This window comes from Hyunsoonleella flava (assembly GCF_004310325.1).
In the GTDB taxonomy this organism is placed as follows: domain Bacteria; phylum Bacteroidota; class Bacteroidia; order Flavobacteriales; family Flavobacteriaceae; genus Jejuia; species Jejuia flava.
Window position 1 is genome coordinate 17,486 of sequence record NZ_SIRT01000013.1, and the last position, 12,109, is coordinate 29,594.

The 12,109-nt window shown below is 34.2% G+C and carries 13 protein-coding genes; 5 read left to right on the plus strand and 8 right to left on the minus strand.

All coding sequences use genetic code 11. From position 1 onward, the window contains the following. Nucleotides 1-86: 86 nt before the first annotated feature. The gene (lysS, locus tag EYD45_RS13575) at nt 87-1,778 is read left to right on the plus strand and encodes a lysine--tRNA ligase (protein WP_130965102.1); all 1,692 of its coding nucleotides are present in this window, start codon (nt 87-89) and stop codon (nt 1,776-1,778) included. A 199-nt stretch (nt 1,779-1,977) separates the two neighbouring features. Here lysS and EYD45_RS13580 read toward each other — a convergent pair whose 3' ends face one another. The 4 genes from EYD45_RS13580 to yiaA form a co-directional block, all read right to left on the minus strand. Next, a complete protein-coding gene (locus EYD45_RS13580) occupies nt 1,978-2,727 on the minus strand; it encodes an alpha/beta hydrolase (RefSeq protein ID WP_233702657.1) in 750 nt (249 codons plus the stop codon). 34 nt (nt 2,728-2,761) lie between these two features. Beyond that, complete coding sequence (locus EYD45_RS13585; protein ID WP_130965104.1) at nt 2,762-3,640, minus strand: alpha/beta hydrolase; 879 nt, start codon at nt 3,638-3,640, stop codon at nt 2,762-2,764. A 38-nt stretch (nt 3,641-3,678) separates the two neighbouring features. Next, complete coding sequence (locus EYD45_RS13590) at nt 3,679-4,356, minus strand: CPBP family intramembrane glutamic endopeptidase (protein WP_130965105.1); 678 nt, start codon at nt 4,354-4,356, stop codon at nt 3,679-3,681. A 108-nt stretch (nt 4,357-4,464) separates the two neighbouring features. Then, complete coding sequence (gene yiaA / locus EYD45_RS13595) at nt 4,465-4,947, minus strand: inner membrane protein YiaA (RefSeq protein ID WP_130965106.1); 483 nt, start codon at nt 4,945-4,947, stop codon at nt 4,465-4,467. A 147-nt stretch (nt 4,948-5,094) separates the two neighbouring features. Here yiaA and EYD45_RS13600 point away from each other — a divergent pair, with 147 nt between their 5' ends. The 3 genes from EYD45_RS13600 to EYD45_RS13610 all read left to right on the plus strand — a co-directional run bounded on the left by EYD45_RS13600 (nt 5,095) and on the right by EYD45_RS13610 (nt 8,386). Beyond that, nucleotides 5,095-6,594, plus strand: coding sequence for a hypothetical protein (locus EYD45_RS13600; RefSeq protein WP_130965107.1), 1,500 nt, complete (start codon nt 5,095-5,097; stop codon nt 6,592-6,594). A 19-nt stretch (nt 6,595-6,613) separates the two neighbouring features. Further along, entirely contained in the window at nt 6,614-7,843 is a 1,230-nt protein-coding gene (locus EYD45_RS13605; protein ID WP_130965108.1) for a hypothetical protein, read from the plus strand. A 102-nt stretch (nt 7,844-7,945) separates the two neighbouring features. Further along, on the plus strand, nt 7,946-8,386 hold the full coding sequence (locus tag EYD45_RS13610) for a Spy/CpxP family protein refolding chaperone (protein ID WP_130965109.1): 441 nt from the start codon (nt 7,946-7,948) through the stop codon (nt 8,384-8,386). A gap of 71 nt (nt 8,387-8,457) precedes the next feature. Here EYD45_RS13610 and hemL read toward each other — a convergent pair whose 3' ends face one another. The 4 genes from hemL to EYD45_RS13630 are packed head-to-tail and all read right to left on the minus strand — an operon-like array spanning nt 8,458 to nt 11,707. Next, a complete protein-coding gene (gene hemL / locus EYD45_RS13615; protein WP_130965110.1) occupies nt 8,458-9,744 on the minus strand; it encodes a glutamate-1-semialdehyde 2,1-aminomutase in 1,287 nt (428 codons plus the stop codon). A 12-nt stretch (nt 9,745-9,756) separates the two neighbouring features. Next, entirely contained in the window at nt 9,757-10,554 is a 798-nt protein-coding gene (locus EYD45_RS13620) for a glucosaminidase domain-containing protein (RefSeq protein WP_130965111.1), read from the minus strand. Continuing rightward, nucleotides 10,554-11,468, minus strand: coding sequence for a 1-aminocyclopropane-1-carboxylate deaminase/D-cysteine desulfhydrase (locus EYD45_RS13625; protein WP_130965112.1), 915 nt, complete (start codon nt 11,466-11,468; stop codon nt 10,554-10,556). The genes EYD45_RS13620 and EYD45_RS13625 overlap by 1 nt, the downstream gene beginning before the upstream one ends. After that, nucleotides 11,465-11,707, minus strand: coding sequence for a hypothetical protein (locus tag EYD45_RS13630; protein WP_317127938.1), 243 nt, complete (start codon nt 11,705-11,707; stop codon nt 11,465-11,467). The genes EYD45_RS13625 and EYD45_RS13630 overlap by 4 nt, the downstream gene beginning before the upstream one ends. A gap of 226 nt (nt 11,708-11,933) precedes the next feature. On the opposite strand from EYD45_RS13630, the gene EYD45_RS16760 reads away from it, so the two are divergent. Next, nucleotides 11,934-12,098, plus strand: a complete 165-nt coding sequence (locus tag EYD45_RS16760; protein ID WP_165453938.1) for a DUF5522 domain-containing protein — start codon at nt 11,934-11,936, stop codon at nt 12,096-12,098. The last annotated feature ends 11 nt before the right edge of the window (nt 12,099-12,109 follow it).

Sequence of the window (12,109 nt, forward strand, 5' to 3'; positions counted from 1 at the left end):
ACTAGCGGTTTTTTTATTCTTATTCTTGTAAATAATGTAATTTTGCACCCGCCTGCCAAAACGGTAGGGCTAAAAATTAATGTAGCATGCAGCTTTCAGAACAAGAATTGGTAAGACGTGATAAACTCACAAAATTAAGAGACCTAGGCATTAACCCTTATCCAGCAGATTTATTCCCTGTGAAACAAACTTCAAAAGATATTAAATCTGATTTTGAAGAAGGTAAAAAAGTGGTTATTGCAGGTAGATTGATGTCTCGCAGAATTCAAGGAAGTGCAAGTTTTGCTGAATTACAGGATAGCGAAGGAAGAATACAGGTGTATTTTAATCGTGATGAAATTTGCACGGGAGACGATAAAAGCAAATACAATGATGTTTACAAAAAGCTATTAGATATAGGTGATTTTATAGGTATTGAAGGCGAATTGTTTACTACAAAAGTTGGTGAAAAAACCGTAATGGTTAAAGATTTCACTTTGTTAAGTAAAGCCTTAAAACCTTTACCATTACCAAAAACTGATGGTGAAGGGCATACTTATGACGAATTTAACGATCCTGAATTACGATACAGACAGCGCTATGCAGATTTGGTAGTGAATCCACATGTAAAAGATGTGTTTGTAAAGCGTACCAAGTTGTTCAACGCCATGCGCCAATTTTTTAATGATGCAGGCTATTTTGAAGTAGAAACTCCTGTGTTACAACCTATTGCTGGAGGTGCTGCCGCACGTCCATTTATTACACATCATAATTCATTGGATATTCCATTGTATATGAGAATAGCTAACGAATTATACTTAAAACGTTTGATTGTTGGTGGTTTTGATGGTGTATACGAGTTTTCTAAAAACTTTAGAAACGAAGGTATGGACCGTACACATAATCCCGAGTTTACAGCAATGGAAATTTACGTAGCCTATAAAGACTACAACTGGATGATGGATTTTTGCGAGCAGTTATTGGAGCACTGTGCTATTGCCGTAAATGGCACTACTAAAGCTACGTTCGGAGAACATGAAATTGATTTTAAAGCGCCTTATGCCAGAGTTACAATGGCAGATTCCATAAAACATTTTACGGGATTTGATATTTTAGGAAAGTCTGAGAATGAGATTCGTCAAGCTGCTAAAGATTTGGGTATTGAAGTAGATAACACCATGGGCAAAGGCAAATTGATAGATGAGATTTTTGGTGAAAAATGCGAGGGCAACTATATACAACCAACGTTTATAACGGATTACCCAAAAGAAATGAGTCCGTTATGTAAAGAGCATAGAGAAAACCCAGAATTAACAGAGCGTTTTGAATTGATGGTATGCGGTAAGGAAATCGCAAACGCTTATAGCGAATTAAATGACCCTATCGATCAACGTGAACGTTTTGAGCATCAATTAGAATTAGCAAAAAAAGGGGATGATGAAGCTACGGCAACTATCGATTACGACTTTTTGCGCGCTTTAGAATACGGAATGCCTCCAACATCTGGGATGGGTATTGGTATGGATAGGTTAATTATGTTTTTAACTAATAATCAGTCTATTCAAGAAGTATTGTTCTTCCCACAAATGAAACCAGAGAAAAAACCTTTAGCGATTAGTGATGACTCTAAAGCTGTTTTGGAAATTTTAACTAAGGCTGAAAAACTAGAGTTGGCAGATTTAAAATCACAATCTGGTTTATCAAACAAAAAATGGGATAAGTCTATTAAAGAACTGACGAAAAATAGTTTGGCAAAGGTGGAAAAAACGGATGATGGTCTGTTCGTAGGAGTGGTTTAAACTTCAACCACAAAGCAAAAAACAAAGCCGATGTTTCAGAGCGAAATCATCGGCTTTTCTTTTAACTAAACTAAACTTAAACTAAACTGATACAAATAGACGATATTTTTTTCGATTCCTTACAACAGTTTAGAAATGTTTAACGTAATGCTATTGAATTTTAGGATTTTGTTAGGATTTGTATTTCAATATCTTAAGGCTATGGCAATATTTTTTCTATAGTGTTATGATACCCTTCAAACTCAATAATATTGTTATGATTTGCTAAATCAATTTTTATTAAAGTTTGCTTTTCTTTCCAAGTTGATCTAAATAACTTCTCAGCACTTTCATAGGGTATCACTTGATCGCTAGTTCCATGAAACATTGTAATAGGACAATTAACCTCCTTTATAAATTCATACGTCGGGAACTTATATTTCAGCAAGGTTTCGACTGGCAAAAAAGGGAATCTATGTTTTCCAACATCTACAATACTGTAATATGGCGTTTCTAAAATGAGCTGTTTTGGGTTGTTTTTTGATGCAATGTAAGTGGCTATACCTGTTCCCAAGGAACGTCCGTAAACCGTAATTTCGGGTTCTTCATAATGCTTCAAAATATAGTCGTAAAACAATTGCGCATCATTGTAAAACGCATGTTCACTCAAATCACCTTTACTTTTACCATAAGTGCGATAATCCATCACCAGAACATCATAACCCCTTTCAACAAAAAATTCTGTAACTCTACCCCAACGAGATAAATCGCCAGCGTTCCCATGGAAGTATAAAATAATGCCTTTCGGCTTTTCAACCATAAAATGAATGGCATTCAACAAAGCCCCGTCATCCGTTTCAAAATTCAACTCTTCAAATTTATAATTGAATTGGTATTGATAATCTTGCTCCAAAACCGTTGGCAAAAACAATAGTTTTTCTTGCATAAAATACAATGCTGTGGTAATCATAACATATAGACTTATTAAAACGACTATTAGCCTTTTAAGCTTTCGTTTTAGTGGGCTTTGAACTGTGTTTAACATGAATGCTTGTGGTTGATAAATCGATATCTTGGGGTTTATTGGTTAAAATATCATGAATCATCAAATGATAGGATTCAAAAGTGTTTAGATTTTTATGTCCGCCACCAATAACCGTATGCAGCTTCGTTAACTTAGGCTTTACCTTCGACAATTTTATACTTGTTTTATAAGGAATTAGCTTGTCATTTGTACCATGAATAATATGTATGGGACATTGCACATACTTTAACCATTTGTATGTAGGCAATGGATACTTAATTAAAATAGACAGAGGCATAAAGGGCGCGTAACGCTTTGTAACTTTAGTTAAACTGTAGTAAGGTGCATCTAAAATTAATAGCTTTGGGTTGTTCATTGATGCTAATTTCGCTGCAAAACCAGAACCTAAAGAGCGCCCGTATAGTATAATTCTATCTTCTGTTGTGTACTCTTTTATTTTATCATACACACGTTGCAAATCTCTTTTGATGGCCTTTTGAGAACGCTTACCTGTGCTTTTGCCAAAACCACGATAATCCACCATTAATACATTGTAACCATGACGCGTAAAATCTACCGCAAACTTTCCCCAACCCTTTATGCTTTTGGAATTACCCTTAAGATACAGCACAATACCTTTGGCCTTTTCCTTGGGTTTAAACAACAAGCCGTTAATCACGGCGCCGTCTCTAGTTTCAAGATTATGCTCTTCTATATTCTGATTTTCATAATAAAACTGAAAATCGTCTGGGAGTTTTTCTGGCTTAAACAATAAGTAATCCTGCAAATAGTACAACGCGATACTTATCACCACATAAATTACGAGAACTGTTATTAGAATAGATATCCAATATGCCATTAAAAACCTGTTTGCTTACTAAAATACGCAATTTAGTTTTAGATAAAATATTTCAAAAATATATCTCCAAATGGGTCTTGGTTTACAACAGTATAATAAAACAAAGCTCCTAACCAACCATGACAAATACCCATAGCATAAATATTTTTCACTTTTAGATACACATAACCATAGAACAAGGCTAAAATAAAAGTACCTACCATTAGCCATTTTGACGGATAATGCACTACCGAAAACAAAACTGCCGTAACAAAAACAACAAGTATTTTATTCAATTTTAAATGATTAAGATTCCCAGCAATTAAACCAATAGTTAAAAATTGCTGAATACTTCCCCAAATAGGATATGTTACCAATAACGGTAAAATATGCCATGTAAGGTTTAAAGTGTCTTGGCAATAGCCAATAATCAAAAAGGAGACCACAGCAATTACAGCGAATGGCGCCATTAATTTTATTGCCATTCTAAAGTTATCCGTTCTGAAACCCCAATATCTTAAAATATTTTTTTCTTTTGAATATCTATGATAGATGTAGATACTCCAAGCAGAGACAGCGATTACCACATAGGGCAATCTCCAGTCCAAAATATCCATAAAAACAAATTTTCCAATCGCAGTAAGGATTACTACAGCTATTTCTAAAATGCGTCTTCTTTCTGAAATTAACGTAGTTTTGGAAAACTTTATTAAATCTGTAGTAAGTTTTGGTTTCACTTTTGAAATAGTTTAAAACCCCGCAGCTATAAAAGTTACGAGGCTTTGGGTTACTAACCAACCATCAAAACAACCCTTTTAATTTTTGTTTTGATTTTATATTGAATATTACTCATCTTCCCCTATATTTCTATCAATATATTGCACATCCCTAGTATTCTTTTGAACTGCAATAGCTGCAAATAGACTTAACAGAAAAGACATGCCATAGAATCCTTTTTCGCTCAGTAATAAATCCGCATTCCATAGCCCAATAACTAAAAGGACAATTGATGTAATCGTTGTAAACCAACTGATACTATAATAAATATCAGTTACTGGAATATCTTCCATTTTATCACGTACAGCTTTTTGAACTGAAATAACCGAGAATAATCCAAATAGGAGGATTGTAAAGTAGTAGCCCTTTTCGTTAAGCATCATATCTGCGTTCCACAATCCTGTACAATAAGACACCATTCCTATTAATAGCGCAGACCAAGATGCTCCGATAAATGCTGACGTTGGTTTTTGATCAAATACTTTCTTTTCTTTTTTCGATTTAGAACTTTTCAAATCTTCATCAACCGAAACTGTTGTTTGATAATTCATAATTTTTGTTTTAATGATGACACAAAATTGCACCAACACATTGAAAACTTAAAAACAATTTTTAATTAAAACTGACGATATATTTTAAATTTAATAAACAAGTATGTCCGTTTTTTAATACTTTTATTAAAATTTACTGATGATTAAATGAATGACTTAAACACTATGGTTTCCTCATTTTCAAAGGAAGAACAACAGCGTTTTATCGCGTTTTTAGAGAAAAAGAACAAACGGCAGGATACTAAAAATATCCAGCTCTTTAAACTTTTAAGAAATGACGAATTAAACTCAAAAGACGTCTGTCTTAAACTTTACGGCACTAAAAGCAACGACGCTTATCATGCTTTAAGAAAACGTTTGTTCCAATCCATTATCCATTTTTCGGCCAACTCTAGTTTAGAAGATGAGAACTCACTTCAAATGGAAGTGATAAAATATATTTTGGCTGCCCGCAACTATTTGCAGCAAAAACAATTCAAGGTTGCCTTTAGCATCTTAAAAAAAGCTGAAGTTATGGCTATAGAACACCACTTATTCCCACTACTTAACGAAATTTACCATACACAAATTCAGTTTGCTTATGCAAGCCCTACAAGGGATTTAGACAGTTTGATTGAAAAGTTCAACAATAACAAAGAAAAGCACCTATTGGAAGACCAACTAAACATTGTATATTCAAAATTAAAATATAAACTGTCCCATGGAGACCATTCAGATTTCCAAACCATGCTCCAGAATACGCTTAGTGAATTCAATCTGAATATTCTAGATAAGTTATCCTTTAAATCGCTGTATCAGCTCATTACCATCGTTACTGTTTCAGCTTTTGCATCCAATGATTATCTCAATATTGAATCGTTTTTGATAAAAACCTATCAATCTATTTTAAACTATAAAGACAAGGAAAAGCAGCCCTATTATCACATTCAAATTTTATATCATATTGCAAATACCTTGTTCAGAAATAAAAAATTTGAAGCTTCACAAGCTTATTTGGACCAAATGCACCAACTAATGTTGCAGCACAAAAAGAAGTATTACAACACTTTTAAGCTAAAATATAATTTGCTTTTAAGCTTAAACTACAATTTCTCCAAACGTCAAGAGAAGGCGATTATGCTTTTAGAACCGCTGGCCAATGTAAAACATCCTGATACAGAATCGGTTTTAGATATTCGACTTAGCCTGATTATGTTCTATTTTCAAAACCAAGAACTAAAAAAAGCACATCAACTGTTCTCTAAGTTTTACCATAGCGATAATTGGTATACCGAAAAAGCAGGCAACGAATGGGTTATAAAAAAGAACTTGATGGAAATACTATTACATATCGATTTAGGACATGTTAATTTAGTTGAGTCAAAATTATTGAGTTTTAAAAGACACCATTTTAACTATTTAAAAACTATAAATCAACATCGCGCCATTACTTACATGAACTTGGTACAGGATTATTTAAATAAGCCCGAGCAGATTACTTCAGAAGCATTTAAAAACAAGGTTGAGACTTCTTTCGATTGGGTAAAACCGGAACAAGAAGATATATTCGTCATGAGCTTTTACGCTTGGCTAAAAAGTAAAATGCATAAAACTTCGCTTTATAATACCACCATGGAACTTATTGCCCTTTCGCAAGCAAAAACCTAAAATACAGTATATTTACGCAATGTTTAAAAATGCCTCAATATTCTTTTCTCTATTGCTTTCTATTTGCCTATTTGCCCAGGAGCGTGATAGTATTTCCTTTAAAAATGGTATTGACCGCCCAAGTATTTTGTCCACGCATCAGTTTGGAATTTTTAGTAGTAGAATAAACCAAAATTTTAAAATTGCGCCACCCCAAAACAGTACCATTTCAATAAATTACACTAGCGGAAATCATTTTCATCCCTTTGTTGAAGCCTATTTTCCTAAAGACCCCAATATAAGAAGACAAATGAGTCAAAATGTTTGGTATGAGCGTTGGAGGGTTTTTAAGTTTGAAAACCAAGAAACTACGCCCGCAGATTATATGAATATTGTGATTGATGCCGTAATTAAAGAGTTTAGGGTTAATTATAACATTCCAATATCAAAAGAACATGAAATTGGGCTAACACTTAGAAGCTATGTTATCACAAAAGGAAAGCACCCCTTTTCCTTATTTACAAGTGATGAAACTATAGAATGGTTTCATAGCAATGTTGCTGGAGGAGAAGACCCTTTTGGAAGACGCTATTATGGTTTAAACCAAGTAAACTTTCGATATGAAGACCGAAATGGGCGAACACTTCAACTTAACGCCAACGACTTCTTTGTTGGAGGTTTGGAGTTCAATCATTTTTACTATCCTTCCTTCCTAAGAAACGACAAAAAGCACATTTACGTTAATTTTGGAAGTCATTTAGGACTCAACACTTCAAAATTCAATAGCGCATTGGATTACGGTATCTCTTTAAACGGTGTTAAACGGCTTATCCTGAAAAATAAAAACGAAATTAACTTTGGCTTAGGCGCAAGTGTTTTGCATAAAAATTTCATCAATTTTAAAAGTGATAACATTGACTTGGGAAACAATACATACTTAGGCAGTTTCGAGATTCATGCAGAATTTACCAAATATACCGAAAGTGGAAACTACCATGCTTTTGGTATTAACCATCACATACAAACCAGGTTCAACCAAAAGGAAGAAGAAGGGTACTACAAATTGCTAGGAAAATGGAGAGAAATTAATGGCGGATGGCAAAACGGAGTGGCAACGCTATACCATACGCTTCTTGATTGGAATTTTATTTACACCTATGGTAGACGAAATTACAAACTCTCACTTTTTATAAAGCAAGATCTTGAGGTAAATAATGCTCCTGATTTTCAGACGGGTATTTCTCTAGCCATTCCTATTATCCAGAAATAAAACTTACTGATTTTTGTTAATCTTCCGTTAAAATCAAATTCTATTTTAAACTATTTTGAAGTGTTGTAGTCAAAGAACCAAACATTCAAAAAAAACATCATCATGAAAAAACTAGTTTTAGTTGTAATGACGCTTTGCGCAATTCAAATTACATCCGCCCAAGGTCCTAATAAAGGAAAAAAAGGAATGGATATGAGTCCTGAAGATATGGCCACTCTTCAAACCAAAAAAATGACTTTGGCTTTAGATTTAACTGATGCTCAACAAGAAGACATTTATGAAATAAACCTAGAAAATGCCAAATTAAGAAAGGCTCACATGGCTGAGAGAAAAGCTAAAAGAGAAAGTGGAGAAGTTCAAAAACCCACGAAAGAACAACGTTTAGAAATGGCTAATAAAAGATTAGATCATATGATTGAAGTCAAAGCTAAAATGAAAAACATTTTAAACGATGAACAATATACAAGATGGGAGCGTATGATGGCCAAAAGACAAACTAAAATGAAAGACAAGTTTAAAGGCAAAAAACGCAAGAAAGCATAAATAAAGTTTGAGTTTTATTTATTAGTGATTTTTTATTTAGTTGAAAACGCCTCCAAACTGGAGGTGTTTTTTTATAACCGTTTTGCTACCTCATTAACTGCATTTATCGTAAAATCTAAATCTTCATAAGATAATGCGTCGGTGATAAACCAAGTTTCAAATGCGCTGGGTGCGATGTAAACACCTTCATTTAGCATACCATGAAAGAAGGATTTAAAAGTATCATTGTTTCCTTTTGCTGCAGTATGAAAATCGAAAACAGGATTTTCATCGAAATGTACAGAAATCATTGAACCTACACGGTTTATAGTATTTTTTACCGCGTTTTCCTGTAACGCTTTGGAAATACCTTTATGTAAATATGCCGTTTTTTGGGCTAGTCTGTCAAAGACTTCAGCGTCATTATCTAAAGCATTAAGCATTGCCAAACCAGCAGCCATTGCCAAAGGATTTCCACTTAATGTTCCCGCTTGATACACAGGACCCACAGGAGCCAAATAATCCATGATTTCATTTCTGGCCGCAAAAGCACCAACAGGCAAACCACCACCTATCACCTTTCCAAAACACACTATATCGGCATCAATACCATAAAGCTCTTGCGCACCTCCTTTGGCTAATCTAAAGCCTGTCATTACTTCATCGAACACCAAAAGAATATTGTGTTCATCGCACAAAGCTCTTAAACTTTCCAAGAAATTTTGTCTTGGCGGAATACACCCCATATTACCAGCAACTGGCTCAATAATAATACAAGCTATTTCATTTTTATTGCTTTCAATTAAAGCTTTTACATTATCAATATCGTTATAATTAGCGAGCAACGTGTCTTTTGCTGTACCTTGTGTGACTCCAGGACTGTTTGGTGTTCCAAAAGTACTTGCACCACTACCTGCTTGTATTAAAAACGAATCGGAATGCCCATGATAACACCCTGCAAACTTTATGATTTTGTCCTTTCCAGTGAAACCACGCGCCAAACGAATAGCACTCATGCAAGCTTCTGTACCAGAATTCACAAAACGAATTTTATCAATATTAGGCACCATAGAAACTGCTAATTCTGCAATTTTGGTTTCAATCTCTGTTGGCATTCCAAAGGAAGTTCCTTTTTTAGCTTTGTCAACAACCGCATCCACCACAGGGCCAAAAGCATGACCTAAAATCATCGGACCCCAGGAATTAATGTAGTCTATCAACCTATTACCGTCTTCATCAAACAAATAAGCACCTTTGGCTTCTTTTACAAAAATCGGTGTCCCTCCAACACCTTTAAATGCTCTTACTGGGGAATTTACACCCCCAGGGATTACCTTTTCAGCCTCGGCAAATAATGCACTACTGCGTTTATAAATCATTTGGAATTTATTCTATTTTACTTTCAGTTCTTGACCAATTGCAATGTTCGTTCCTTTAATATTATTCAAAGCTTGCAATTCTTTAACGGTCAAGTTATAACGTTTTGAAATATTGTATAATGTATCGCCTTTTGCTACAACGTGAAATGCTTTATCCACTTCAACAGTATCATCAAATTTTCGTTCTGAAGGATTGCGCCCCAAAACTTCATCATCATATTTGTACAACTCATAACGCTCAATCAAACCAATTAACTTTTTGGGATATTGCCTATCAGTAGCATAACCTGCTGCTTTTAGGCCCCTTGCCCAAGCCTTATAATTTGTAACATCTAAATCGAAAAGGCTAGCATATCGCTTTCTGGAGGTTAAAAACAAGGAATGGTCCCTAAAGGAATATTTAGGACTGTTATACTTTCTGAAACATTCGCCCTTTTTATCATCGTCGTGATAAATTTTAGCCCCAGTCCATGTATGGCATTTAATACCGAAATGGTTATTTGCTTCTACCGAAAGTCTACCTTTTCCAGAAGCAGATTCTAAAATACCCTGAGCTAAAGTAATACTTGCAGGAATATTGTACAGCGTCATTTCTTTTTGTGCAATACTTTTATAAGCTTCAATATAAGCTTCAGTAGGAGTCATATTGGACCCCTTGGTTTCTACTTCAATCTTTTCATCAGGTGCCTTCTTTTTAACCACTACTTTCTCGGTAGGTTCCTTTTTAGACTTTTTTGTAACCACTGTTTTTTTTGAGCCGCAGCTAAACACAAAAAAACTAATTGATATTATAATTAGAATTCGTTTCATCAAACTTGTATTAAGGGTAATTTTTTTCGCTTTAAAACCATATTCATTCCATCTATACCTTGCAAACCTCCTGTATGAATAGCTAATATTTTTGACCCTTTAGGGAAAAATCCTTTTTCAATTAAGCTAAAAATACCAAACATCATTTTTCCTGTATACACTGGGTCTAACTGGATATTATTCTCAGATTTAAATCGATTGATAAAAGCAATCAAATTTGTATTTATTTTGGCATATCCCCCAAAATGATAATCGGTAATTAAATCCCAATTGGTCTTCTGTACAAATTTACTAATATCTTTATGTAAAAACGAACCTTTTAAAGCTGGAAAACCCAAAACTTGTTGACTAGGTTTTGAACAATTGATAAGGCCTGAAATTGTACCACCGGTACCAACGGGACAGCATATAACATCAAAATCTTTATCCTTGCCAGATAAAATCTCCTCACACCCTTTAACAGCTAATGCATTAGTCCCTCCTTCTGGTATTAAATAAAAATCTTGAAATTCATTCTTCAACGATTGTATAAAGGCGTTAGAAGTCTTATTTCGATAATCCTGTCGCGAAATAAACTTTAGTTGCATACCATGTTCCTGAGAAAAACGCAATGTGGGATTCTTTTCAATATCCGTTTGAAGTTCGTCACCTCTAATTACACCAATGGTTTTAAAACCTAAGATGTTTCCAGCCATTGCCACCGCAGCTATATGATTTGAAAATGCACCGCCAAAGGTGAGTAATGTGCTATAACCTTTTTTATCAGCTTCTTTTAAATTGTACTTTAGTTTTCGATACTTATTTCCTGAAACAAATGCGTGCAGTTGATCTTCTCGTTTCAAAAATAGACGTACCCCAACTGTTTTATCAAGTGCGATTTCTTGATTGATAGTATGTTCAAAATCAAAGCTCATTCAACACGAAGATACTTCAAAAAACCCCAAAATTTTCTGTTTTTTAAATAAGTAGTATTATGCTCGTTTATATAGGCTTCGCGCTCAAAAGAAATGTTCTTATAGGCGATATTCCATTGACGATATTGCATAAGTCTCACCAAAAACTCGATGATGTACCAAACATAAAACAACACAATTAACAGCTCCAGTTGTTGTCTTAAATGAATCTTTTCATGATTGATTAGAGTCTTATTCAATTTCAACTTTGAATTCACTAAAAAAATAAACGGATATAGAGCAATGCCCGTGTAACCTTTCGGAACGATGTATTTTGAAATAAGAATCATAACATTTGTAACTCAAAAATCAATCCAAGAAACCTTTTTTAGGATTCCCAATATATTGAACACGACAATTTATGGAAATTTTGATGTAAAACATCACAGAAAGAATATGTTGATTTTACATTATCTTTGTAAAACTATGAAGAAGGTTATTCCCATTGAAGAAGGCGATTATTACTTTACCCCTGAAGGCTACCGTTGTTTTACCGAACAATACCACTTAAAACGAGGATATTGTTGTGAAAGTGGATGCAGGCATTGTCCTTATGGATATAATAAAAAGACCAACTCCATAAAACGCTAGGATTCTACTAT